This is a genomic window from Streptococcus sp. KHUD_018 (assembly GCF_054861215.1).
In genome coordinates this window covers 833,236-857,237 of sequence record NZ_CM142176.1, presented here as the reverse complement: position 1 = coordinate 857,237, position 24,002 = coordinate 833,236, and the positions used below count along the sequence as shown (strand labels likewise).

The following is a 24,002-nucleotide window of genomic DNA, read 5'->3' as shown; positions in this document are numbered from 1 at the left end:
TCAGTCAGATTATCTATTTTCCGAGTTTTCCGCTAGTGTTCAAATTAGAACACTTCGCTCTACCTTTCTTTTTGTATATTTAGGATAGCTACAGAGAACAAAGGAAAAATAGGAAACTGACGACACATCGCAGATGTTAGACAGTTTATCTTTTTTACACAGTTCTCCGCCCGTATTCAGTTCAACAAATACGGTTTACCCATCCTTTCTTTTATTGTTATGAAAGATTTTCCGCTCGTGTTCAAATCAGAACACTTCACTCTACCTTTCTATGATAAGTATTCATTACAATTCAGCAAGAATCGCTTTAAGCAAGCCTTTGAAGTCACCTTTAACACGTTCAGTCACTTCTACAACTTCTTCGTGGTTGAGTTCTTCTTGGAAACCAGCAGCATGGTTAGTAATACATGAAATACCAAGAACTTTCAAACCTGAGTGAGCTGCAACAATAACTTCAGGAACAGTAGACATACCAACTGCATCTGCTCCCAATGTCTTATAGGCACGAATTTCTGCTGGGGTTTCATAAGTCGGACCTGTTACACCAATATAGACACCTTCATCAAGCTTGATACCAAGTTTCTTAGCCACTTCATGGGCAATAGCACGGTATTCTGGAGTGTAGGCTTTAGACATATCTGGGAAACGTGGACCAAAATCATCCAAGTTTTCACCCATCAATGGGTTTTGCCCCGTCATATTGATATGGTCTGAGATAGCCATCAAGGTACCAGGACCAAATCCAATACCTCCAGCTGCATTGGTTACAATGACACCTTCACATCCGAGGACTTTCATCACACGTACTGGGAAAGTCACGACTTCAAGAGGATTTCCCTCGTAGAAATGGAAACGACCTTGAAGAGCCAAGACTTTTCGACCTGCAAGTTCTCCATATACCAATTTACCAGCGTGACCGACTACTGTAGAGCGCCCCCAGTTTGGAATGTCTGCATAATCTACTACAACTGGATTTTCGATTTCTTCTGCCAATTCTCCAAGTCCTGATCCAAGGATTAGACCGAACTCAGGCGCTTGGATTCCCTTGTCTTTCAGGAAAGCAGCTGTTTCCTTGATTTTATCTAAAAATGTCATTGTGTGTCTCCTTTATTATTTTTTAACATTTGACCAATTTTGTCAAAGGTTTTTGCATTGCGAATGGTGATGTTGCGATAAAAAGGCATCTTGAGCAAGTACTTGTGATAGGCAGTTGCATAGTAGGATTCTTCAGAAAATTTCCCCCAGAAAATCCCAAGTCTTCCAAAATGAACCACTTCATCTTTCAGTTCCAAACTGTTCACTTTCTCGATGACTTGATCCACATCCAAGCCCTCCGTGTAAAAGAGGACATCCTTTCGTGCTAAATCTTTGGTCCACCAATCTGGCAAATTCTTTAGCTCTGCCTCATAGTCTTCCTGACTCAGCAAAGAAAAGCTCTGAATAAATGGATAATGGACTGCAAAGAAATCCTCTAACTTTTCAACCAATTGGGCTTTGGCATCTGTCGAAGTAAAGAAAATATTGCCACTGTTGATGTAGGTATCAACTTTTTCCACTCCCAACTCTGTCAATTCTTGACGAAGTTGCGACATAACAACCTTATTTTTCCCACCGACATTAATGCCCCTTACCAGTAAAGCATAGTGTGTCATCTTATACCAATTTATCTAAGAAACTTTCCCCAATCATGGCAGTTTCAACACCAAAGTTATCCGCAACTGTCGCTGAGATATCTGCAAAATGTCCAACTGGAATGACACCATTTCCCTTAAAGCTAGGGCTGTAAGCTAAAAGTGGGATATATTCACGAGTGTGGTCTGTTCCTGCATAGGTTGGGTCATTTCCATGGTCAGCAGTAATCAAGAGAAGGTCATCCTCTCTCATGGCAGCGATAATTTCAGGCAAGCGTTCATCAAACTCATGCAAGCAATCACGGTAACCATGAGCATTGCGACGGTGGCCGTAAAGGGCATCAAAGTCAACTAAGTTTGTGAAGGAGAATCCTTTTTCAAATTCAGCAAGTCCCATGGTCTTCAATAATGTATCAATTCCGTGGCTGTTTGACTTGTTGTGGCCCATGTCATGATTGATACCAGCTCCGTTAAAGATATCGTTGATTTTACCAACAGCGTAAGTATTGATACCTGCTTCGTTCAATTTATCTAAAACAGTTGGTGCAAATGGAGATACTGCCAAGTCACGACGATTTGCTGTACGAGTGAAGTTACCAGGTTCACCAACATATGGACGGGCAATGATACGACCTAAAAGGGCAGGACGCTCAAGGGTAATCGAACGAGCGTATTCACAGATACGGTACAATTCATCCAAAGGAATGATGTCTTCGTGGGCAGCAATTTGCAAGACTGGGTCAGCTGAAGTATAGATAATCAACTCTCCAGTTTCCATCTGACGTGGTCCAAAATCTTCGATAACAGCTGTTCCTGAGTATGGTTTATTGGCTTCACGAATGACCTTGCGTCCTGAGAATTCTTCGATTTTTGTCAAAATTTCTTCTGGGAATCCATTCCAGAAAGTGTCGAAAGGCTCGGTAATGTTGAGTCCCATGATTTCCCAGTGACCAGTCATGGTATCCTTACCAAGGGAAACTTCTTCCAATTTTGTTGCATAACCTGTTGGATTGCTTTCAGCTGGTACAGTCTTTAGAGGAGTTTCACGTGGAATATTTCCTAGACCGATTTTGGCCATGTTTGGCACATTCAAACCAACTGTTTTTGAAATGTGTCCCAGTGTGTCAGAAGCTCCATCTGGAACCCCTGCATTGACAAAGTTATTGGCATCTGGCGCAGCACCGATTCCCACAGAATCCAGTACCACCAAGTGAATACGATTAAATTTTGACATAGTGTATCTCCTTATTATGTTGATTAGTTTGCTTTTGTTGAAGTTAAAATCTGAACACCATCTCGTCCCGCTACGATGACCTTATCAACCATTTGGTTGAATAAACCGTGCTCTACGACACCAACGACATGGTCCAATTCTTGTCCGAAGGCAATTGGATCTTCAATGACATCCAAGGCTAGATCAATGATAAAATTCTGCATATCGGTCACAAAACGTTGGCCGTCTTTTTCACGGAAACTTGGTTTGTAGCCAGCTCGCTCAAACCGACGAAAGACCTGTTCAGCGCCATACTGAACCACTTCTACTGGCAATTTAAAAGCACCTAGTTTCTTGACCAGTTTGCTTTCATCCGCCACCCAAATGTATTCTTTTGAGGGCGTTGCGACAACCTTCTCCATCAGAAGCGCACCACCACCGCCTTTAATTCCGTTAAACTGGCTATCAACTTCATCCGCTCCATCGACTGTCACATCGACAAAGTCTACTTGATCAATCGACTTGAGCGGGATGTTAAGACCTTCAGCCTGTTTACTGGTCACACTGGAAGTTGTCACAGCAGTAATCTGCAAACCTTCTTCCTTGATCCGACGACCTACTTCTTCTACGAAATAGTAGGCAGTAGAGCCAGTTCCCAGACCGACAACCATACCATCCTTGACAAACTCAGCAGCCTTGATACCTGCCATCTTTTTCAGATTCTCCACTTAAATACCTCCAATAAAGAGCTACTTTCATTATAACATGTATCCGTTTTTATTTCATGGATACACTTGAAAAACCCGAACATTTTTATTTCGGGTTTTGGTGTCCTATTTGACCATATCAGGATCGTAATCATAGAATCCTGTGTCGAGGAAACGGTTTTTAGGGTGTAACTTGCGCACTTCCTCATCTAACAAGAAGGCTTGGTCATGGCTGAAATTCCCCTCTTGGATCAAGCCACGCGCTTGAATAAAGAGTTTAGCAATCTCAACAAAGTTCTGACCTGGTGTGTAAAGCCCTTCGAGTTTCCAGTGAGTAAAGCCATGCTCCACCAATTCTGTTAATTTGGTCATCAAATCAAGGTCATTGTTGGCAAAGATGTGGGTACCATGATTATCTTCAAAGATAGAGTAATGGCTCTCTGGATTACTTGGTTCAGCCAAGAAGAGGTCACGTTTACGCGTTTTTTCATCATCGATATGCGTAAAGTTATAGTAGTTTTGCAAAAGTGGTCGCTTAGAATGGTGAATGACACTAGCCCCATAAACCAATACTTCAGCAGGAATTTCCAAAATCTCAGGCATCTTGAAGAGCTCAGCAGATGGAATTTCACGCGCCAAAACAGCCTCAGATGCGCCAGCCTTTTGTCCCCAGAAGTTAATTTGACGACTACTTGTTACCATGGTTGAAGCATCGTAGATAGTCTTGAAGGAATAGCCATCACGATTGACCACGTAAAAGACACCTGCATCCCCAACAGTAATATAGTCTGTCTTGATTTCTTCCAAGAAGTCTAGGAAAGGCTTGATTCGGTCCATCATATCTTGGTGCATGAGGGCATTAACCGCGACAATCAATTCCTTGCCTGCTTCATGAACCAACTTAGCGATGGTGCGTAAGTCTTCATAACTAAAAGTCGTTGGCAGACGAAGGCCAAAATCTTTCTCACCAACATAGATACGGTCTACGCCAGCTTCGAGTAACTGTTCAACTTGTTCAATACTTTCAGCAGTTGCTGTAATGATAATCTTTTCCATAAGAAAAATTATACCACATTTCTCAAAAATCAGCTATGGTTACTGAGAGTTTCACAAAAAGTTAAACTGATTTCTATCTTTCCCAATCAAAAAAGTGAACAGTAACTTGTACCATTCACTCTATTTTATGCATGTGTTTCTTCAACTAGGTGGCCATCATTCATGACATAAATACGGTCAACCTTATCAAGAAGACGAGTATCATGCGTAATCATAACAACTCCTCTACCTTGTTCATGGGCAATGGCAGCCAACATCTCCGTTACTTGGTAGGCACGCTGGGTGTCTAGACTGGCTGTCGGCTCATCTGCAAGAACGATGCTCGGATTGTTATAGAGCGCTCTAGCAATCGCGGCACGTTGACGTTCACCACCAGATAGAGCCTTGGGATACTGATCTTGTACTTTTTCCAAATCCAACAAGTCAAACAGCTCTTTTCGGTCACTTTTACTATTTTTTCCCTTATCCAGTCTGTCAATCAAATCCAGCTGTTCCTTGACCGTTAGAAAAGGAATTAAGTTTGAAGCCTGGAGAATGAAACCAAACTCTCTAAAACGGAGATCTGTTTTTTCCTTCTCCGTCAAACTGCCTGTTTCCTTCCCCTTTACTAAAATCTTTCCACTCGACACTTCCTGTAGTTGTCCTAGAGTTGTTAGAAAGGTCGTCTTTCCAGAGCCAGAAGGCCCAACAATAGCTACGAACTCTCCCGCATTTAGCTGAAAATTCGTCTCATGCAGGGCTACGACTCTCATCTTTCCTTCCCCGTAGGTTTTTGTCACTTGATTCATTTCAATCAATGCTGTCATACTATTCTCCTTATCACTCTGCAATCGCAGTAATCGGGTCCACCTTTAGCAAGCGTGGAAGTGAAATGACACCACCTAGAAGGGCCATCAAGGAAATTACCAAACTTAGGACAGAGTAGGCTATCCAACTTGGATAGAAAAAGAAGGTAGCTGGTAAGACTAAAATCACTCCTCCGATTGCCAGTAAGGCTAAAGCAATCCCCATACCAGCTAGGAGGAAGATTTGACAGAACAGAGACCATACAATTGTTTTGATCTGTATCCCCTGAGCCCGCATTATTCTATAAAGACCTAGTTTTTGGATGGTAATGATATAAACAAAAATCCCCACAATCAAGCCTGTGATAACAATCATAGCAAGAATCATTCCTGAAAATACATTAACCTGAGGAGTGTAACCAGGGATTTTCGATATCATTTTTGGAATGGAAATCTGTTTCAGTCCATCGCCGACCACTTCTATGTCATTTTTCAATACCAAGGCAGAGATGGAACGATTGGCTTTCAAGGTTCCTTGTAAGGTCCAATAAGTTGTCAAACTCGTAAAGACAACAGGCTCAGTGAAAAATTTATTTCCTTGAGTCAGGCCTACAATCTTGTAACTTGCCTCGCTTCCATTGAGCTGAATGGCATCACCTAGCTTAATTCCATAATTTTCAAAGGACTGATCCACGATGACCTCATCATCTCCTTCAGGATAACGACCCTCCGTCAAACTAGGAGAGATAAAAGAGTCCCAGTCTTGAGCAAAAATGGAAACATTGACCTTTTCACTACCATCGACTAGATTGGTCACAGCGAACATATAGCCCAATGGAGCAGCCTCTTCAGAACTCTTATCCTTGTAGTCCTTTTCAGGAATAAAGGATGCTGTCAAATTATCATTTGCGTAGTCGGATAAAACGACACCCGTTGCTTGCCAATTATCAATAGCTGCTCGGTTGTTTCGCACAAGACCAAGAGCTAAACTGGTCATAAAAAAGACCATAAAAGCGATAAGAAAAATGGTAGTTAAGATCAAACTATATCGAAGTTTGTTTCGTAATATCTCTTTGATAGCAAGATACATGCTTATCTCCTTTAACTTTCCCCAGAGGTAGCAAGAAGGCCACCCAATCCAATAGACAGAATCTCTGTCCTTCCATCCATTCAAAACAACTCCTACCTATTCTTTTAAAATGAATCAAGGTAGCAACTTAACAAATCATCTTAGGAAAAAGCCTCAGCTTGCTATCAATTTATATAAGTTATCCTTTCCTTTCTCAGTATATTTATAATAGAGAAAGTCAGGTCATCTGTTTTAAGTGTAACATCCATGCTATCACTTTCTCTAGTGGGTGTCAAGAAGAGTGACTTAGAAGATGATAAGAGACTTTAGTAGTTTTGTAACAATCCTGTAATAATTCTCAGCATAAAAAATGATAAAATAGTTAGGTACTGTTAAGGAGAGAATCATGCCCGCAAGAAAATTAGAAGCTTATGAGTTTGAACAAACTCCCGAATCGAATCAAACTCCGCTTTATCAAGACTATACACTGGAAGCACCTGTTAGCTCCAATTTAAAAGAAATTTTATTTTTTGTAAATATTGCTTGTTTTTGTATTTTTATGGTGTTTTTTAGTTTTATCTTTTTAGCCTTAAAATTGAACACAGCTTTATCATTTGTTGCTGCTATGGGGGCAAGCTTGGTACTCCTCCAACTCCAACGAAAGATGATTAAACGAAAACTTTCAAAATAAAGGTTGGTACTACTACCAACCTCTTTTCTTGTTATCTAAAAAGACAGTTACAAATGTACTGACCCCCAAAAGTTGGACAAATAATTATTGAAAGGATTTAGTTCTGTATTGCACAGGGCTAAGTCCTTTTAGTTTGACTTTAATTCGTTTGTTGTTGTAATAATCAATGTAGTCCACAATAGCTTGTTCCAATTGATGAAGTGATTTAAATGTCTTCTCATATCCATAAAACATCTCCGATTTCAAAATGCCAAAGAAGGATTCCATCATGCCGTTGTCTGGGCTGTTGCCCTTGCGCGACATAGATGCTTGAATTCCCTTACTCTGTAGAAACCGATGATAAGAATCGTGTTGGTATTGCCACCCTTGATCGCTATGGAGAATCGTATTCTCATAGTGCTTCTCTGTGAATGCCTGTTCTAGCATCGTTTTTACCTGTTCTAAATTAGGCGAACAAGAAAGATTAAAAGCAATAATTTCGCTGTTAAAGCCATCTAAAACTGGTGATAAGTAAAGCTTTTGAGTACTTGCTGGAATGGCAAATTCTGTCACATCTGTGTAGCACTTTTCCATTGGTTTGGCTGCTTCAAATTGGCGTTGAATAAGGTTATCTGCTTTCTTGCCAATCTCTCCTTGATAAGAAGAATACTTCCGTTTCCGACGAATTCGAGCACTTAAACCAAGGATTTTCATCAGACGTTGGACCTTCTTATGGTTTACTATATGACCACGATTCCTCAATTCAAGAGTCATTCGGCGATAGCCATAGTTGCCTTTATGTTCATTATAAATCGCTTGAATTTCGGTTTTAAGCTCTTTATCTTTATCAAACCCATCCAGCTGTTTCAACTGATAATAGTAAGTTGAGCGAGGTAAACGAGCCGCTTCAAGAAGTAAATCTAGTCGAAATCCTCCTGAAACCATTTCTCTAACTGTCTCTGCCTTTCTCGCTCTAAGGCTTCGTCTCTTTCCTCTAACTCTTTTAACTTTTTTAGGTAGGCCACCTCAGTCCGTAAGCGTTCATTCTCCTCTTGAAGTCGCTCTAGTTCTGTCATTTCTTCCCAATTTTTCTTCCGTTTACGTCCCATTTTAGGTACTCTCCCTCTTGTTTTCTCAACAATAGTATACCCGTTTTTCTTGTATTGTGCCAGCCAATTTGGAAGTAATCCACTACTTGGAAGAGCATAATCCAGAGATACGCTTAGTTGCGATTGTCCCTCAAGTTGGACTTCATCAATGATTTCTTGTTTTAATTCAGGAGAATAGTAACGATTCTTCTCCTTTTTAACGATTTCTATCCCGTAACGATCAATCAATTTAATCATGTACCTAAGATTAGAATTGTTTATCCCAAATTTATTTGAAAGCTTCTCTAAGCTATATCCTTGTTTTCTAAGTTCATAAATCTGAACTTTATCATCATAAGTTAATTTCATAATAAAAACACCCCAAAAGTTAGATTTTTTCTGTCTAACTTTTGGGGTGCAGTTCACAAAACTGTCTTTTTTATTTATTCTTACGTTTAGAAGGAGATTGGATAACGATTTTAACTTCAAAAATCGTTCCTCTAGGTTTGTTATCTTTAACGGTAATCGTTCCTCGTAAGGCATCAACAATTTGCTTGGCCAAAGATAGTCCAAGACCAAAACCGCCTTTCTGACGGGTTCTCGCCTTGTCTACACGGTAAAAGCGGTCAAAGATTTTCTTCTTATCAGCAGCTGAGATTCCAATTCCATTATCCGTTACTGTAAGATAGAGGTGGCGATCTGTAGCATGGACCACAAACTCAATTTTCCCATCTTCTTCAGTATACTTAATGGCATTATCAAATAAGATAGTCATGAGCTGTTTTAGAAGCAACTGATCGGTCATAAAGGAACGATAAATCCGATTTTCATACTCAAAAATACGATCATTTTCAGAAGCAATCAACTCATAGTTGGCAAAGGTAGTCTTAAAAAACTGTGGTGATACTTCTGCTATTTCTGGTTTGATTCCATCATCTCGACGTGCAAGGTTGAGAAGATTGGTCGTGAGGAAACGCATGTTGCGAACTTCTTCAAGACTCGAAGCGATACTTTCGCTGGATTCCATAATCGTTGCCTCTGGTTTTCGAAAGAGAGTCTCTAAACGATTTTGTAAAACGGCCAAAGGCGTTCTCAGTTCGTGGCTCGCATTTTCAACAAAGGACTTCTGCTTTTGCATACTTTCCAGCAGAGGTTTGACACTGACACGTGCCAGATAAACACTGGCAATTAAAGATAGGAGCCAGAAACTGGCCATGACCACTACGATTAAATGCTCATGGTTTTGGCTAATCTGCTCAAGCTGACTAGTGTTGATCAAGATTGCCGCATATTTGACATTACTTGAAACAGTGGATGAATTGGTTTCCATCAAGATCATCCGGTAGGTTTCTTCCAGACCGTAGCTATTGACAACTTGGATTTGACGAATGTGATTCAACTCTTTCTTGTCCAGCTTGATCTTATCCAAACCTAAAAAACGATTGCCCAGTAAGAGTTGGTTAAAATCCTTGTCAAAGAGCAAGACTTCCGTATTGGAGCTGACATTGGGTTTGATTTCAGCCTTGCTGGCATCCGCTGTTGCTGGTTGAATATCCTTGACTTCCTCAGTTGCCCGATTCAGGGCTAACTGGATAACCGCTTGGGGACTACTACTAAGAGCTTGGAGTTTTTCATCTACAGAAGTGTAGAGACTCGAGTGCATGACCTGGAGGATAATCAAGGTCATCGCAGAGAAGATCAGGGTGAACACTCCAAAGTTTCGAATAAAATAACTGAAATCATCCGCATACCATGTTTTTTTTAGTTTATTGAACATCTTTTAAAATATACCCGACACTACGCAATGTTTGAAGATTTTCAGCAAAGGCTGTACCCTTCAGTTTCTTACGAACTTTTGAGACATAGACTTCTACGACGGAAATCGTCGTATCGCTATCAAATCCCCATAGGCGGTCAAAAATTTGCGTCTTGGGAAGAATGACATTTTGATTTTGAAGGAAGTAAACTAATAACTCAAACTCTTTTCCGAGTAGTTCTACAGGAGTATCTTCCACTTTCACTTCATTCGTCGAAAGGTTGACGACAATATCTCCATAGGTCAAGGTGTTTTCGTTAAACTTACCTGAACGTTTGAGAAGGGCTTGGATCCGCATTTTGAGTTCTTCTAGGTAGAAAGGTTTGGTGAGGTAGTCATCCGCTCCAAGCTCAAAACCGTGTCCCTTGTCATCCAAACTCTCTTTGGCAGTCATGATAAGGACTGGTGTCGTAATTCCTTTTTCACGCAACTCTTTTAAGACTTGGAAACCATTTTTTTCTGGCAACATCAGGTCAAGCAAAATCAAGTCATAGACGCCACTTTCTGCTTCGTAGAGACCTTCTTCTCCATCAAAAACCTGCATGACATCTGCAAAATCATCTAAAAAGTCAAATACTGAGTTTGACAGGCCTAGGTCATCTTCTACTAATAAGATTTTTATCATCAGAAACTCCTCCTTGTTATGATTATTATACCAAAATTGCCTTAAAAAAAACTCAACTCTCTCTCGTTTTCAGATAGAAAGTTGAGTTTTTGTTTACATTTCAAACGAATTAAGCTTTGGCATATTGGGCTACAACAGCTTCGACTGCTGCTTTCTCACGCTTAATCAAGTCAACACGCGCTGCGATATCTTTGATCCCCATGCGGATGTTACGGCTAAGAGCAAGGTCAGAAAGTTGCGGTTCAAAGAATTCCTTGTACTCTGCCAAGCGTTGCTCTGTCTTAAATACATGGGCAGGTAGGATAACAAAGCTATCAAAGCTCATATCCCCACCAAGAGCTGCCTTGATCCAATCCCAGTTTTCACGCGCCCATACCCAAACAGTTTCTTGAGTTGTTTGATGATCTAGGAACTGGTAATACCAAGCAGACAAGTCTTGTGGTTTCACAACAAACTTATCCTTCCATGAACTAATCAAGGTTTGGATATTGTCAGCATCTGTACTGTAGGCAAGAGCCGCAGCCAACTGACGTTTGAAGACAGCATCTGTGGCATAAGTGTAGAGGTCAAGATAAGTTGCTACTAAGTCCTTGGTCTCATGGTGTTTCATTTCATTGATGAGAACTTGAGCACGGATGGCTGCTGGAAGTCCTGCAAGATTTTCCTTATGAGCTGCAAAGATTTGGCTAGCGACTTGACTAGCTTCTGCATCATTTGAGCGAATCATCATAGAAACGGCCAACTGACGAACCAATTCATCCTCATCTGATTCTCCATCTTTTGCTTCAAAACCAAGACGGTCATAGTTGTGACGAGCCAATTTAGCAACGAGTGTATTAAAGGCTTTCTCAGTCTCTGTTCCTTCATCGATAAAGCGCTCAAGGGCAGAAATCACTTGAGAAACAGCTGAAACCACAAGGTAAGACTCTTCCTTAGCAAGTTTATCAAGGACTGGGAGCAAGTCCGCATAAGAAATGTGACCCGCTTCAGCAAGCAAACGGCGTTCTTGAACGATTTGCAGTTTGCTTGTGTTATCAAGTGTCTCTAACTCAGCAAGAACAGCTTCTAACAAGTCTCCTTGATAGTCGGTAATGTAGTGGGCTGTATTTTCAGTGTTGAGACGAAGGGCTCCTTTATTTTCAGCAAAAAGAGCTGCATAGCCTGGAATTTCGATACTTTCAGTTTCGAGTGTATCTGGCAAGCCTTTCCAGTTGCTATTCAGTGGCACAACCCAGAGGCGGTTCTTGTCTTCATGCTCACCGATAAAGAATTGTTTTTGCGAAATCTTCAAGAGATCATTTTCAACTTTGACAGTAAGAACTGGATATCCAGGCTGTTCCAACCAAAAATCCATGAAGGCTGCGACATCACGTCCTGATGCTTGACCAAGGGCATTCCAAAGGTCACGACCAATTGTATTGCTGTATTGGTGTTTTTCGAAGTATGCATGCAAGCCTTTAGCGAAATCTGCATCGCCTAGCCAACGGCGAAGCATGTGCATGAGACGGCTTCCTTTGGCATAGACGATAGCGCCATCAAAGAGCGTATTGATTTCATCTGGGTGTTTGACTTCGACATGGACAGACTGAACACCATCCGTCGCATCGCGTTTAAGCGCAGCTGGAACACCACCTGTTTGGAAGTCTTCAAAGATATTCCAACTTGGCTCGATGGCATCCACACAGACGTATTCCATCATGTTAGCAAAACTTTCATTGAGCCAGAGGTCATCCCACCATTTCATAGTCACGAGGTTTCCAAACCATTGGTGGGCAAGCTCGTGGGCGATAACAAGAGCTACTTGTTGACGGCTAGCAAATGTAGAGTTCTCATCGACAACCAAGTACACTTCACGGTAGGTCACAAGACCCCAGTTTTCCATAGCACCAGCTGAGAAGTCAGGAAGGGCGATATGGAGAGATTGAGGAATTGGATACTTGACTCCGTAGTAATCTTCGTAGAACTCAATTGAGCGAACAGCGATGTCCAGTGAGAAATCAAGGTTAGATAGTGGGTGGGCTTTCGTTGAGTAGATACCTACAAGGGTACCATTTTTAGTTTTAGCTGTTACTCCTTGCAAATCACCTGCAACAAAGGCCAACAAGTAAGAAGACATGCGAGGTGTTGTCTCAAACTTCCAGATACCTGTTTCCTTACGGTTTACCACATCAATCTCAGGCATGTTTGACAAGGCCAATTCACCTTCTGCTTGGTCAAAACGCAAAGAAAGGTCAAAAGTTGCTTTTGCTTCAGGCTCATCCACACATGGGAAGGCTTCGCGCGCAAAATGGCTCTCGAACTGGGTAGACAAGACTTCCTTCTTGGCACCATCAACTGTGTAGTAAGAAGGGTAAATCCCTGTCATGTTGTCTGTGATTTTTCCTGAAAAGTCAAGAACCACTTCAACTTTGCCAGCCTCAGCTAATTCGATATGAAGGGCTTCATTGTCATGATCAACTGTAAATGGACGAGCTTGACCTGCAACTTCTACAGAAGCGATTTCCAAGTCTTTTTGGTGAAGGGAAATACGGTCACTCTGTGCTTGACCAGTAATGGTCACCTTTCCAGAAAACGTCTTGGTCTCACGACTCAAGTCTAAAAATAAATCATAGTGTTCAGGAACAAATTGCGTAATAAAATGTTCAACTGCTTGCATAGTTTTCTCCTATTCTAAGTTTAAGAGTTTTACTCTTATTCAAACAAACTTATTATATCATGTTTTGCTTAAGAAAAAAGGATTGGACGGCGATTTCCAAAACTTTCTTCCTTCTATCTGTCTACAGAGGGTAGACCTTACGAAATTCTTCTAAAACAACCTTGCTGTCAGGTGTAAAAGTCAGTCCTGCTTCTCCTAAACAGTCCATAAAAAAGGCTTCATGAACCTGACGCCAATAGGCTAGGGATTTGTCACCTTCCCCTTCCTTAAAGGCATGTTGCGCAGAAACTTGATTGAAGGGTTCAACAGAAACCTTGGTAATTTCGACAATACAGACAGCCTGATCTTGGCTATCTAAAATGATATCAAAGGTTCCTTCTTGCGGAAGGGGTTCATCTTCTAGTGCGTAGAGGTCGTAGGCTGAAGCGGTTGCCGTCTTTTCGCCTTTTAAAACCAAGTCTGCCAAGAGATCGGCTTCCACTCCAAAAGCCCAAGCATCGATTTCATCTCCAATCGAGGGGTTGATTTGCTTGTAGGCATTCCACATTTCTTGCGGTGTCATAGGTTGCTCCTTTGTAATTTTTTACTTTTTTCTTTTATGTGTTTGAGATGGTCTGGATATTCAATTTCTAAATCAAGAATCTCTGGAATAGAACTATAGTGGATAATGCACTTAATCCCCATCTGATTCATTTTTTCTATGAAAGACGGATTCAGATAACCTGCTACAGCAAAGTCAATCTTTTTCATCCTTGCCTTATCCTGCATCTGTCTCAGCATATCTAACATAATTGGACTTTCCATATCATGCCATTGACTGTTTCTCACAGTCGCAAAAACAAAAGAAGTCAAATCATTCATTCCAACTATAATCTTTGAAATACCCGTTTCTATTATTCTGTCCAAGTCAAAATAAGCTGACGGTAATTCAATCATCGTGCCGACTTTCCCGGTAAAACTATACTGACGCAATACTGTAATAGCTTGTTTTAATTGTTCGGCATCATTGACAAAAGGAAAAATAACAGACAGATTGGGTTTGGTTTGAAAAACTTCTGTAACGACATGTGTCTCAGCCTGAAATTCATCTGGACACGCCAGCAAACGCCTTATCCCTCTATGTCCAAACAAGGGATGATTTTCGTCAAAATACTCTTTAGTCCCGTCTAGAATATTTGCTTCTGCATTTGTTAACTCTGAAAAGCGATACCAGACTTCTTCATCTGAGTACAAATGACAAATAGTGTCTAGATAATCTTTCACAAATTGCTGACAATTTGGTAATAGTATGTTTTGGTTTAGTTCTCTCAACAAGTATTCCCCACGAATCAAGCCGACGTGGTGCAATAAATGGGGATAAACTTTTTCAACAATTTTTTCGCCACTAAGAGCTAGCTGGTTTTTCATAGCCATTCACCTCTTTCCATCCTTCAAATTTAGCCACACTTCCTCATCCCTTAAAAGGGAAAAGGCTAACAATACCTTGCTCCTTGATAAAGCTTTGTAATCTTTCGATTTGTTCTTCTATTTTAGACTGGATATCCGCCTCGTCCAGAGTTGATTCCGCACTAAACAACTGGAGTTTTAACAAGTCTGCTAAGTAAAGTAAGCGCCATTCAATTTCAGATGTAAAGGTCGAAGCTTGCTCGATTTTTGCAAGCTTTTGTTCCAAAGTATCACCATTCAAAAATCTCTGATGTACTCTCCTTCTTATTTTTCTAGTTGATTCCTCCCCAGAATCTAGTGGACTTAAAAGGAGATTTTGATAAATGGACACCTGATTTTCCGTCTGCTTTTCCATATAGGCCAACAAGACTATCGAACTCTCAACAAAGGTCCAACTATTATAATCTCCTTCAAAGGGAATTTGTAGCAAAATATCTAACAACTTTTTAGCTAGTTCTTTTTGACCATCTAGATAGAGTAAATAAGCAAGGTGATTAAGAGACTCAAGATAGGAACAGTTGGTCTTCTTGTACTTTTTTAATATTTTTTCTACATAGGGTTTTAAATCAGAATGATTTTCCACTAGCTCAAATACTTCTATCAGCTTCATCTTAACTCCTTTGTGTCTTTTCCCTAGTCAAATATCTAGTAGTTAAAGCTTTTCTAATCAGCTAATCTAACTCTGCTCGACTAAACAAGTCTATCATAGACTCAGAATCATCGCAAAACTCCTTAAAACCTAGAGCAAATGTTGCTAAGGCATCAATATTGGAAGAATAGGCACAAAACATACTTCCTTCTGGATCAAAGTCAATAGATTCGCTTAATTCAGGCATTTTTTCTTTGAAACAAAGTATAAATTTCTAATTATCTTTTTATATTTTCTTAAATGCTCGTAAAGCCTTATTCTATGTGCTTTCGAGTATTTTTACTGTAGGAAGATACTTCACGTTTCTTTGCATATTTCCTCATGTCTTAGCTGTCAGAAGTGGTAAATAAGTAGTAAATTCATTTGTACTACTAAGCAACAAGACGCTCCTGTTGCTTCTCTTTATTCAAGCGTTTCATTTCTGCCATTGCAGAATCGAATGTTGCATGTGCGTAATAGTTCAGCGTCATGGCTATATTAGCATGTCCCATAATGTACTGTAATGCCTTTGGATTCATTCCTGCATTTGCATAGTTGGTACAGAATGTATGTCGCAAACTATGTGGAGTGATGTGTGGCAATTTATCCTCGTTATACTTATTGTATTTCTTAACAAGACCTTTCATCATGCCGTTGTAATCACTTGCCACTTTTGGATAGTTCTTTCTATTAAGAAAGAGGAAATCACTATATCCATCAATCTCAACACGCTTATCATTCTTTCGATTCGCTAACACTCGCTTAAATGCTTGATAGGCTTCTTCAACCATAGGAACTTGACGTTCGCCACTTTTGGTCTTTGGTGTTTCAATGTAGTACCCAATTTCAGTATCTCTCAATAGCTGATGGTCTATATTGACAAGACGATTCTCAAAATCTAAATCTGGAAGTGTCAAACCACCAAACTCTGAAATACGAAGACCTGTTTTTAAGAGTATCAGAATTTCATCATAATTTTTGCTGTAGGTTTTATCAGCTTTTGCAAAGGCTAACAGTTTTTCTTCCTGTTCTTCTGTTAGTACGGTCTTAGGGACAGTATCATCATCAAGAACTGCTTTCAGTTGAAAGTCAAATGGATTCTTCCGAACACAATCATCTTGTATAGCAATATAGAATGAAGCCTTTAAAGAACGTTTGTAGTTATTGATGGTTTGATAAGCATAACCATTTTCACTCATTCTAATAGCCCATTCTTTAGCGTCTGATGGCTTAATACTGTCAATACTTCTTACACCTAACTTGTCTTTCTTCAAAATATCCATAAGATATTTGCGTCCAGTTTCAGTGTTTTTTCTAACCTTTGGTCTTTGAGCGTTCTGTTTTGCGTAAAGCTGGCAGAGTGTCATTTTCTTTCCTACAACATCAATACCATCATGAATGTCTTTCTGTAACTCTGCGATTTTCTCTCTAAGTGAGATACAATCACGCTTTCCTGCTGGTACTCGGTCTGTAGCCACAAGTTTCCACGAGTAAACAAATTGCGGTTCTCCAAATGAATCTATATATTTGTATAAGTATCTTCCGTCTTTTCGTTGGCTCTCTCCAGTCTTTAAGATTCGACCTTTATTGTCACGTCTTTTTTCTGACATGGCATTTGCTCCTTTCCTTTATGGAAAGAGCCTTGATACGACTTAATACTATTTTATCATATACAAGACCCTTTGGCGACGCTAGATTGCGTCCAATGTATCTATAATTTTTTCAAATTGTTTTCGTTTAATCTGAATACGATTGCCATTCATAATCAGCCAATTTGCATTTTTATTTTCCTCTGCCAAGCGTCGTAGCTTGTTTTCGCCAATACGAAAATATTTTGACGCTTCTTCAATGGTTAGGGTATAACGTTCCCAAATAGGAATGTCAGTCTGCTTCATAAAATCCTCCTTTCCAAATCACTTATTTGGATTTCATAAAAGTTGTTTTACCAGCAATCGAACAGCTTTAGCAAAGCTCACGGGAGTTCCACCCCTGCATGGTTCTCATGTAGCCATACTCATTGCCTGCGACGGTTTTATCACGCTCGGACTATTGACTGTATGGGAGTATCATTATCACGATAAGAATGTCGTTGCAGGCAATCCTGCTAAAGATTGCTTCTCGGATCACTAACATGAATCGCTCGCTATCTTTATAAGATAGGTCATGGCGGTTAGTTCCGTTGGCTCTTTTCTTATCGAAACGTATTCGATTACTTTTATTCAGTTTTCAAAGAACAATGGCTCGTTAGCCTATCAAAACACATTGAAAGCTCAATATGCTTTGGTGGAATAACAAACCTCCCTGTTCGGGAAGCGTGGAATGGTTTAGCACGCTTCCACGAAAGGAGAGAGGATATTACTTAATTTCAAATGACAAAATCTTTGTAATCAGTCTGGTTTCCATTCTTCCACGTAAGACTTCATCACCGACCATACTTTGATTGCCATATTCATCTTTCATAAGTCGTAGGGAACGCTTCGTTATGTACCCTCTGTAATGATGTAGAATCTGGTTAATCGCTTCGGTATCGCCATCTGTTGCCTTTACAATGAGAGGAAAGGGAATCATAGGATATTGTGTTTTCATTCTTCAAATTCCTCCATAAACTTTTTAATTAAGGCTAGTCCACTGGTTCTATGCCGATAGACAGTAGAACGGTTCAATTTCAACAGGTCTGCAATTTCTGAATCGCTCATGTCCATAAAGTAAAACAGCAGTAGAATTTCACGTTTCTTGTCTGGCAACTCACGTAATGCTTCACTCAACAAATCATTTTCAACGCCTACTGATAACCCATTGAGTGTAAAAATCTGAAAGTCAGTTGAATAGTTATCTGTTGTCGCAAACTGGCTAACAAGATAATCGCCAACATCCGAAAAGGACACCTCACGCTTTGCAATCCTTGAAAGATAAAGCATATAATTCTTTCGCTCGTCTTCCATAGCACGTTTACAGATATAGTCAAACTGATTTTCTATTGTGGTCTGAAAAGAAGATGGTTTCATGTTTCTCACCCCCTTTCTGTCTAGGAAAGGAAGTGAGCCTTGCTCGTTTATCTCCTTTCACTCTTAGTCCCAATGTGAAAGGGGGATTTGTTGCATTACTGATAAATAAACTTTGTAAAAAAGTTCTGAATAGCCAAAAAAGCATATAAACAGATTTATTTCTCTGTTTACATGCTTCTGTTATTCTATCTATATGATTTATAAAACCACATTGGTGGACGTACTTATCTATTGCAGATAGACGACTTTTTTTGACAAGAACCCAATGTAAGGAAATTTATTGTATATGATGTACTTCATGGCGACGTTGACCTCCAACAAACCGCCATTTGGAAGTAATATACAATATTTTAACAGCGTAAATAGCACTACCATATAACGGTTTTTTTTATTGGCGTTTAGTAGTGCTTTTTATTAAATATAAACCTATAAACCATATAACACGTTTTTCTATACCTGTTTTTAATTCAGTAGGAACAATAAAATGTATAGAGGTGGTCTACTATGCGTAAAAAAGAAGATAAATATGATTTTAGAGCCTTTGGTTTAGCCATTAAAGAAGCTCGATTGAAACGAGGTTTAACTCGTGAACAAGTGGGAGCATTGATTGAAATTGACCCACGGTACTTAACTAATATTGAAAATAAAGGGCAACACCCCAGCATACAAGTTCTTTATGACCTTGTATCGTTACTTCATGTTTCCGTTGATGAATTTTTCTTACCTGGGGTCCCGAGCGCTTAGTGGGAATTTGTATCGATAAGGGGTACAAATTCCCACTAAACCAATGTTTCAAGGCCTATTTATTTTTTATATTCAATTCTCTTAAGTGTTTAGGAATAGATAACAAGTCAAATTTATACTCTCCAAGAAAAGTGATATGCTCCCAATTAATAGGAGATACATGCTTCATATACTTAGTTACTTCGGGATCTATTTTGACGAGATAATTATAAGCTGCTTGTAAGTAGACGGCGTTCCATATACTTATTGCATTTATTAACACATTAAGCGCACTAGCACTTTGAAGTTGTCGGCGAATATCGCGCTCCATAAATTTTCCGCGTCGCCCAAAAAATAGTTCTCTAGCTAAAGCATTAATCGCTTCTGTCTTATTTAGTCCATGAGTGATCCTTCGCCGTAGCTCACTATCTGTAATATAATCTATCATAAAAATGCTCTTTTCAATGCGACCTAGTTCTCTCAGTGCAAGAGCTACTCTATTCTTACGTGCGTATGAGCCTAGCTTTCCTAATAGTAAAGAACTAGATACTTTTCCTGTTTGAATCGAATAGGCGATTCGTTTAATTTCATCATAGTTTTCTTCAATAATTTTTACATTGATTTTTCCGCTTATATCTTCTGATAAGTTAGGGTAGTAGGAAGGTGATTTGATAGAAAATAATTGTGATTTTTTTATATTTCTGATGCGAGGTTCAAAATCAAAGCCTAGTAATGCGGTCATTCCAAACACCTGATCAGAATACCCATTTGTATCAGTAAAATGTTCCTCAATATCTAGATCTGTTTCATGATAAAGTAGGCCATCAAGGGTATGAGTAGCTTCCCTTGTATTAGTTGAAGCAACCTCGATATGATGAGTCGTATGCCTATCATTTATTGATCGAATCATTGTAGCTCCTTTTTCCATACTTTTGTAATGTGGATTAACATCGGATTTTAGAGCTGAGACGCCCACTGGGACGCGCATTCCGTCTGAAGCAGTGGTTTTTCCTTCACCCCAAAAGTCTGCAACAGGAAGCTTTAACTGATAATTAACCAAAACAGATTGAGCACGAGTCAGAGCTTCTTTATAAAAGCGCCATTGTTTGGCATTGGCTAACTGAGAATAAGAAATTCCAGGAGTTGATTGGGCCATTTTTTCAAGACCAATATTCATCCCTAAACCCAGCAAAGCAGCAAAAATAATTTTTCTTTCTTGTTCACTCGGCGGTTTCCCTGTAGAATCATGACTAAATTCTTGTGAAAAGTTGGTCCAACTGTCCACCTCAATTAAAAGATCACTAAGCCTTATCTTAGGAATTATTGAATAAAGTTTTTTTCTATATATTTCTGCTTCGCTAGGTGTAACTTTTTCCAACTTTTTAAGGTTTGCTCTTGAAATTCTCTTATCAACTGTCGAATAAAATTGAAGCTGTAAATCTAAAATTATTTCCCGATCCTTTAAATAGTCCTCAAACGTGTCTGGAATAGTTTCTGAATCAATACAAGCAGATAAATCAACTAAGTAATCATCAATATTTCGATGGATCATACTTCCTTCAACTGAAATATCTCCTGATCGAATATTGTTCTTTAGCTCGGTGAAAGCTACTAACTCATAGTAAGACCGATCTATTTTCCCCTCTTCTGGCCGAACAAGGCTTTTCCATTTTTTACTCACAAAATCAGTAGAAGTATCTGCCGGTATTTTTCTTTTACCACTATTGTGTAAATCAGTTAGTTGAGTTAGGGCCATGAGGACTGGATTTGCTGCCGGAGTTGCTTTGAACGAAAGGGTCCTCAATAACATTGGCGTGTATCTTCGGAGGTAATTAGCTTTATTTCGAACCATTTCTAAATAGCCATGATTTTTATTACCTGTAATTTTTTTAGCTTCTTCTCCATCTTGTACTAAATCTTCCCAAGGCATGATTCGTTCAATTTCGTCAAAAGGATTACTATCATTATCTTTTGCAAAGTGAAGAGCATCAATTAAAGAAGCATAATGTTCCAATTTTTTAGTAGCCAATTTTCCTTTTTCTTTTAACTGTTCTTGTGAATCACGTGTCCCTTTGCGTTTAATACTTGCTAAAATGCGGTCATTAATCTCAATCAGTTGATCGATCAGATATTGATGATGATTGACTAAAAAAGCAATAAGTAAAGAGTATCTTTTTTCAAGCTCAAAACGGGAGAAGTCATATGCATCATAATTTTCCCCTAGTCTAGCTAGCTGAAGAAACCTGTTCCGATTAATATGGGAGACATTAATTGTCCCGAGTCCCATGGAAGCAATCACTTCCACTTTTTTACAAATACTCATAAAGCTTTCTGGATTTGCCTTACCTGGAATGTCTTTTAGCCAAGCGAGTTTAGTTATTTTCGTCTCTTCATAAATTTGAAACAAACTCTCTAGTTTTTCAATTTGTATATCTGTTAATGAACAGAGTAATATTGAAAATAAGTTGTTTTCTGCTTTATCTCGACAGCGGCTTATAATGTCTTCAAGTGTAGCTATAGATGGAAAAATAATTCTTTTTCGAGTTAAGAAATCAATTGTTTTTTTCATTAGATAGATAGAGTCATCATTTTCTAAAGCTAGTTCAATTAAATATTCTATTAACTGTTTTTGTGTATTAGCACTACCGAATCGATGATAGTTGAATACTTCTAAGATCTCGTTGAAGTGATTTGCACGTGTATTTCTATGATCATATGAATTTAAATCAATTGCATCAAGATGGAGCTGTCGACTCACATAAGAAGTTAGTCTGGTTGATTTAATCGGCCAATTACTTAAAGAACACCCAGGATACCGGGCCAAACAAAGTTGTATCGCAAATCCTAGTTTATTGACCTTTCCACGGTGTTGATTAATAACCTCCAGATCATAATCAGAAAAACTAAAATACGCTTTAAAATCCTCTTCTGATAAGTGGTCTACAGAAAGAAGTTGTTCACGCTGTGAAGTAGTTAAAATTCTTTTCATAGCCATATCTTAAGCATTCCTTTTATTGAGGTAACGGTAAAAGGTTGTTTTGCTTAATTTAGAGGCATCAAGAATTTGACGAATAGAATACTCTTTGCTGTCATACATTTTTAAAGCTAAATCAATTGATAGCTTACCTTTACTTGGACGGCCCCCTTTTTTTCCTCGGACTCTGGCTGCCTTAAGACCAGAGTTAGTTCGTTCAATAATAATATCCCGTTCCAGTTCTGCTAAACTAGCCATAACTCGGAAAAAGAATCTTCCCATAGACGTTGAAGTATCTACGTTATCTTGAATAGATATAAAATTGACACTAAGTTCTTCAAATAATTCAGAAAGTTCAATCAAATGTTTAGTTGATCGTGAAATTCGATCTAACTTGTAAATGACAACAGAATCTCCTTCACGTAGTAGGTTGATCATTTCTTCTAATTGCGGTCGGTCTTTTTTCGCACCAGTTACTTTTTCTTGAAATAATTTATCAATTCCATAATGAGTAAGTGCATCAATTTGTAAACTAAGATTTTGATCATCCGTACTCACTCGAGCATAGCCAAAAATCATAAAAAAACCTCCTTAATTTTATAATTTAAATGTACCATAACTCATTAAGTATAACTATATAGGAACTATGAAAAAGGAACGGATTTTGGTACTTGATTTACTTAAAAAACATTTAGAAAAAGCAGGAAAATGAAAAGGTACCATAAACGGTCGTTTATGGTACCATTCAAATTTATCCTTATTGTACAAAATAACAGCGAAATTTTTAAATCTATTCCTTATCGATACAAATTCCCCGTAGGCGCTAGGGACCTCTTTAGCTCCTTGGAAGCTGTCAGTAGTATACCTAATAATTTATCTACATTCCCTTTAGTAACGTGTAACTTTCCAAATTTACAAAAGCGACTCATAGAATTATTTCCTCCCGTTAAATAATAGATAACTATTAAAAATAGACAATACTTGCTCATAAGTAACGGTACTTAAATTGTTTACTTTGGCGTGTTTCATTGCTTGATGAAACTGATTTTTAGTAAACAGTTGACGATATTCTCGATTGACCCATTTTGAAACAAAGTACGTATATAGCTTCCAATATTTATCTGGAACATCTGTGGTATGGCGGGTAAGTTTTATTAAGACACTGTTTACTTTTGGTTTAGGATGAAAGCATTCCGCTGGCAGCTTAAGCAATTGCTGAATCGAGACTTGAGTGTGCAAGAGCAACCCTAGTGTTCGGTGAATATCCAAGGTACGCTTGTAGAATCCTTCTTCAACAATCAGATAGATGTCAGACGCATGGCTTTCAAAAACCACTTTTTTAATAATTTGTGTGCTTAAATGGTAAGGAATATTCCCAACAATTTTATACCTCTGTTTGTTAGGGAATTGAAACTGTAGAATATCTTGGTGAATTAAAGTGACACGAATGTTCAGTTTTAATTTTTCTGACGATAAGTTGAATAGATGACTGTCTAATTCAATAGACGTTACCTGTTTACTTATTTTAGCCAGTTTCGTCGTTAAATGCCCTTTACCTGTTCCAATTTCGTAAACGGTATCGGTTTCTTTTAAATTCAATTGTTTTATTATTTGGTTGAGTACTTTTTCACTCGTTAAAAAGTTTTGAGAATATTTTATATTTTTGTTCATGTAATCACTCCTGAAGTGATTACATCTATAAATAAATACAGAAGTTAAACGATTTGTTTGTAATTTTAGTTATCTGTTTAAAAAGTCATAAGATTAGTCACTGGTAGGAATTAATCTAACGTATTTATTTATCTGCGTAATCACTGTTTTTAGTCTGTTTCAAAACAGTAGATGTTTTATCTACATTACGCATTTGGAATACCAACATGACGAATCCCTCCTTCTTAATTACAAATTTT

Annotated in this window: 23 protein-coding genes and 2 pseudogenes; 2 read left to right on the top strand and 23 right to left on the bottom strand. The window is 38.7% G+C overall.

Annotation, left to right across the window (positions count from 1 at the left end; genetic code table 11):
* Window positions 1–285: 285 nt before the first annotated feature.
* From ACVBD2_RS04375 to ACVBD2_RS04345, 7 genes are all read right to left on the bottom strand, one after another.
* Window positions 286–1,095, bottom strand: a complete 810-nt coding sequence (locus ACVBD2_RS04375) for a purine-nucleoside phosphorylase (protein ID WP_049485269.1) — start codon at window positions 1,093–1,095, stop codon at window positions 286–288.
* Window positions 1,092–1,652: a DUF1697 domain-containing protein gene (locus ACVBD2_RS04370; RefSeq protein ID WP_084921936.1), complete on the bottom strand. Its 561-nt coding sequence runs from the start codon at window positions 1,650–1,652 to the stop codon at window positions 1,092–1,094. The genes ACVBD2_RS04375 and ACVBD2_RS04370 overlap by 4 nt, the downstream gene beginning before the upstream one ends.
* Before the next feature lies 1 nt (window position 1,653).
* Entirely contained in the window at window positions 1,654–2,865 is a 1,212-nt protein-coding gene (locus tag ACVBD2_RS04365) for a phosphopentomutase (protein ID WP_461686198.1), read from the bottom strand.
* A 23-nt stretch (window positions 2,866–2,888) separates the two neighbouring features.
* Window positions 2,889–3,572 (bottom strand): ribose-5-phosphate isomerase RpiA, encoded by a 684-nt coding sequence (gene rpiA, locus ACVBD2_RS04360; RefSeq protein WP_461686197.1) that lies wholly within the window; start codon window positions 3,570–3,572, stop codon window positions 2,889–2,891.
* 105 nt (window positions 3,573–3,677) lie between these two features.
* Window positions 3,678–4,607 (bottom strand): peptidase U32 family protein, encoded by a 930-nt coding sequence (locus tag ACVBD2_RS04355; protein ID WP_461686196.1) that lies wholly within the window; start codon window positions 4,605–4,607, stop codon window positions 3,678–3,680.
* Window positions 4,608–4,732: 125 nt separating this feature from the next.
* Window positions 4,733–5,413: an ABC transporter ATP-binding protein gene (locus tag ACVBD2_RS04350; protein ID WP_461686195.1), complete on the bottom strand. Its 681-nt coding sequence runs from the start codon at window positions 5,411–5,413 to the stop codon at window positions 4,733–4,735.
* A 13-nt stretch (window positions 5,414–5,426) separates the two neighbouring features.
* Entirely contained in the window at window positions 5,427–6,482 is a 1,056-nt protein-coding gene (locus tag ACVBD2_RS04345; RefSeq protein WP_461686194.1) for an ABC transporter permease, read from the bottom strand.
* Window positions 6,483–6,867: 385 nt separating this feature from the next.
* On the opposite strand from ACVBD2_RS04345, the gene ACVBD2_RS04340 reads away from it, so the two are divergent.
* Complete coding sequence (locus ACVBD2_RS04340) at window positions 6,868–7,152, top strand: DUF3270 domain-containing protein (RefSeq protein WP_461686193.1); 285 nt, start codon at window positions 6,868–6,870, stop codon at window positions 7,150–7,152.
* A gap of 84 nt (window positions 7,153–7,236) precedes the next feature.
* Here the strand turns inward: ACVBD2_RS04340 and ACVBD2_RS04335 are convergent.
* The 12 genes and pseudogenes from ACVBD2_RS04335 to ACVBD2_RS04280 all read right to left on the bottom strand — a co-directional run bounded on the left by ACVBD2_RS04335 (window position 7,237) and on the right by ACVBD2_RS04280 (window position 18,395).
* Window positions 7,237–8,588, bottom strand: a protein-coding gene (locus tag ACVBD2_RS04335) for an IS3 family transposase (RefSeq protein ID WP_461685504.1) whose coding sequence is annotated in 2 segments (ribosomal slippage) — window positions 7,237–8,147 and window positions 8,147–8,588 — 1,353 coding nt in all. Because the reading frame shifts where the segments join, the coding sequence is not laid out codon by codon here.
* Between the two features lie 70 nt (window positions 8,589–8,658).
* Window positions 8,659–9,996 carry a sensor histidine kinase gene (locus tag ACVBD2_RS04330; RefSeq protein ID WP_461686192.1) on the bottom strand — a complete coding sequence of 446 codons (1,338 nt, stop codon included), beginning with the start codon at window positions 9,994–9,996 and terminating at the stop codon, window positions 8,659–8,661.
* Complete coding sequence (gene ciaR / locus ACVBD2_RS04325; protein WP_000590630.1) at window positions 9,986–10,660, bottom strand: two-component system response regulator CiaR; 675 nt, start codon at window positions 10,658–10,660, stop codon at window positions 9,986–9,988. The genes ACVBD2_RS04330 and ciaR overlap by 11 nt, the downstream gene beginning before the upstream one ends.
* Before the next feature lie 109 nt (window positions 10,661–10,769).
* Window positions 10,770–13,316: a M1 family metallopeptidase gene (locus ACVBD2_RS04320; protein ID WP_461686191.1), complete on the bottom strand. Its 2,547-nt coding sequence runs from the start codon at window positions 13,314–13,316 to the stop codon at window positions 10,770–10,772.
* A gap of 121 nt (window positions 13,317–13,437) precedes the next feature.
* A complete protein-coding gene (locus ACVBD2_RS04315) occupies window positions 13,438–13,878 on the bottom strand; it encodes an ASCH domain-containing protein (RefSeq protein WP_461686190.1) in 441 nt (146 codons plus the stop codon).
* Window positions 13,820–14,723, bottom strand: a pseudogene (locus ACVBD2_RS04310) (putative PEP-binding protein). The gene ACVBD2_RS04315 and the pseudogene ACVBD2_RS04310 overlap by 59 nt, the downstream one beginning before the upstream one ends.
* Before the next feature lie 43 nt (window positions 14,724–14,766).
* Window positions 14,767–15,372, bottom strand: coding sequence for a DUF6707 family protein (locus ACVBD2_RS04305; RefSeq protein WP_461686189.1), 606 nt, complete (start codon window positions 15,370–15,372; stop codon window positions 14,767–14,769).
* Window positions 15,373–15,433: 61 nt separating this feature from the next.
* Window positions 15,434–15,598, bottom strand: a complete 165-nt coding sequence (locus ACVBD2_RS04300) for an Imm51 family immunity protein (protein WP_461686188.1) — start codon at window positions 15,596–15,598, stop codon at window positions 15,434–15,436.
* 184 nt (window positions 15,599–15,782) lie between these two features.
* A complete protein-coding gene (locus tag ACVBD2_RS04295; protein WP_001291561.1) occupies window positions 15,783–17,000 on the bottom strand; it encodes a tyrosine-type recombinase/integrase in 1,218 nt (405 codons plus the stop codon).
* A gap of 81 nt (window positions 17,001–17,081) precedes the next feature.
* Complete coding sequence (locus tag ACVBD2_RS04290) at window positions 17,082–17,285, bottom strand: excisionase (protein WP_000814511.1); 204 nt, start codon at window positions 17,283–17,285, stop codon at window positions 17,082–17,084.
* A 460-nt stretch (window positions 17,286–17,745) separates the two neighbouring features.
* A complete protein-coding gene (locus ACVBD2_RS04285) occupies window positions 17,746–17,976 on the bottom strand; it encodes a helix-turn-helix domain-containing protein (protein WP_461686187.1) in 231 nt (76 codons plus the stop codon).
* Window positions 17,973–18,395: a sigma-70 family RNA polymerase sigma factor gene (locus ACVBD2_RS04280; protein ID WP_000804885.1), complete on the bottom strand. Its 423-nt coding sequence runs from the start codon at window positions 18,393–18,395 to the stop codon at window positions 17,973–17,975. The genes ACVBD2_RS04285 and ACVBD2_RS04280 overlap by 4 nt, the downstream gene beginning before the upstream one ends.
* Before the next feature lie 504 nt (window positions 18,396–18,899).
* Between ACVBD2_RS04280 and ACVBD2_RS04275 the strand changes: the two are divergent.
* Window positions 18,900–19,121: pseudogene (locus tag ACVBD2_RS04275) on the top strand (helix-turn-helix domain-containing protein); the annotation flags it as partial.
* Window positions 19,122–19,194: 73 nt separating this feature from the next.
* Here the strand turns inward: ACVBD2_RS04275 and ACVBD2_RS04270 are convergent.
* The 4 genes from ACVBD2_RS04270 to ACVBD2_RS04255 form a co-directional block, all read right to left on the bottom strand.
* Entirely contained in the window at window positions 19,195–22,113 is a 2,919-nt protein-coding gene (locus ACVBD2_RS04270) for a Tn3 family transposase (protein WP_001240982.1), read from the bottom strand.
* A 3-nt stretch (window positions 22,114–22,116) separates the two neighbouring features.
* The gene (locus ACVBD2_RS04265; RefSeq protein ID WP_000576156.1) at window positions 22,117–22,671 is read right to left on the bottom strand and encodes a recombinase family protein; all 555 of its coding nucleotides are present in this window, start codon (window positions 22,669–22,671) and stop codon (window positions 22,117–22,119) included.
* A gap of 354 nt (window positions 22,672–23,025) precedes the next feature.
* The gene (erm(B), locus tag ACVBD2_RS04260) at window positions 23,026–23,763 is read right to left on the bottom strand and encodes a 23S rRNA (adenine(2058)-N(6))-methyltransferase Erm(B) (protein ID WP_001038790.1); all 738 of its coding nucleotides are present in this window, start codon (window positions 23,761–23,763) and stop codon (window positions 23,026–23,028) included.
* A gap of 124 nt (window positions 23,764–23,887) precedes the next feature.
* Entirely contained in the window at window positions 23,888–23,971 is an 84-nt protein-coding gene (locus ACVBD2_RS04255; RefSeq protein ID WP_001814874.1) for a 23S rRNA methyltransferase attenuation leader peptide, read from the bottom strand.
* Window positions 23,972–24,002 lie beyond the last annotated feature (31 nt).

What these genes read in the sequence shown, in the direction of transcription:
- ACVBD2_RS04375 (WP_049485269.1), bottom strand. Translation starts at nt 1,095, where the DNA reads ATGACATTTTTAGATAAAATCAAGGAAACAGCTGCTTTCCTGAAAGAC.
- ACVBD2_RS04370 (WP_084921936.1), bottom strand. Translation starts at nt 1,652, where the DNA reads ATGACACACTATGCTTTACTGGTAAGGGGCATTAATGTCGGTGGGAAA.
- ACVBD2_RS04365 (WP_461686198.1), bottom strand. Translation starts at nt 2,865, where the DNA reads ATGTCAAAATTTAATCGTATTCACTTGGTGGTACTGGATTCTGTGGGA.
- ACVBD2_RS04355 (WP_461686196.1), bottom strand. Translation starts at nt 4,607, where the DNA reads ATGGAAAAGATTATCATTACAGCAACTGCTGAAAGTATTGAACAAGTT.
- ACVBD2_RS04350 (WP_461686195.1), bottom strand. Translation starts at nt 5,413, where the DNA reads ATGACAGCATTGATTGAAATGAATCAAGTGACAAAAACCTACGGGGAA.
- ACVBD2_RS04345 (WP_461686194.1), bottom strand. Translation starts at nt 6,482, where the DNA reads ATGTATCTTGCTATCAAAGAGATATTACGAAACAAACTTCGATATAGT.
- ACVBD2_RS04340 (WP_461686193.1), top strand. Translation starts at nt 6,868, where the DNA reads ATGCCCGCAAGAAAATTAGAAGCTTATGAGTTTGAACAAACTCCCGAA.
- ACVBD2_RS04330 (WP_461686192.1), bottom strand. Translation starts at nt 9,996, where the DNA reads ATGTTCAATAAACTAAAAAAAACATGGTATGCGGATGATTTCAGTTAT.
- ciaR (WP_000590630.1), bottom strand. Translation starts at nt 10,660, where the DNA reads ATGATAAAAATCTTATTAGTAGAAGATGACCTAGGCCTGTCAAACTCA.
- ACVBD2_RS04320 (WP_461686191.1), bottom strand. Translation starts at nt 13,316, where the DNA reads ATGCAAGCAGTTGAACATTTTATTACGCAATTTGTTCCTGAACACTAT.
- ACVBD2_RS04315 (WP_461686190.1), bottom strand. Translation starts at nt 13,878, where the DNA reads ATGACACCGCAAGAAATGTGGAATGCCTACAAGCAAATCAACCCCTCG.
- ACVBD2_RS04305 (WP_461686189.1), bottom strand. Translation starts at nt 15,372, where the DNA reads ATGAAGCTGATAGAAGTATTTGAGCTAGTGGAAAATCATTCTGATTTA.
- ACVBD2_RS04300 (WP_461686188.1), bottom strand. Translation starts at nt 15,598, where the DNA reads ATGCCTGAATTAAGCGAATCTATTGACTTTGATCCAGAAGGAAGTATG.
- ACVBD2_RS04295 (WP_001291561.1), bottom strand. Translation starts at nt 17,000, where the DNA reads ATGTCAGAAAAAAGACGTGACAATAAAGGTCGAATCTTAAAGACTGGA.
- ACVBD2_RS04290 (WP_000814511.1), bottom strand. Translation starts at nt 17,285, where the DNA reads ATGAAGCAGACTGACATTCCTATTTGGGAACGTTATACCCTAACCATT.
- ACVBD2_RS04285 (WP_461686187.1), bottom strand. Translation starts at nt 17,976, where the DNA reads ATGAAAACACAATATCCTATGATTCCCTTTCCTCTCATTGTAAAGGCA.
- ACVBD2_RS04280 (WP_000804885.1), bottom strand. Translation starts at nt 18,395, where the DNA reads ATGAAACCATCTTCTTTTCAGACCACAATAGAAAATCAGTTTGACTAT.
- ACVBD2_RS04270 (WP_001240982.1), bottom strand. Translation starts at nt 22,113, where the DNA reads ATGGCTATGAAAAGAATTTTAACTACTTCACAGCGTGAACAACTTCTT.
- ACVBD2_RS04265 (WP_000576156.1), bottom strand. Translation starts at nt 22,671, where the DNA reads ATGATTTTTGGCTATGCTCGAGTGAGTACGGATGATCAAAATCTTAGT.
- ACVBD2_RS04255 (WP_001814874.1), bottom strand. Translation starts at nt 23,971, where the DNA reads ATGTTGGTATTCCAAATGCGTAATGTAGATAAAACATCTACTGTTTTG.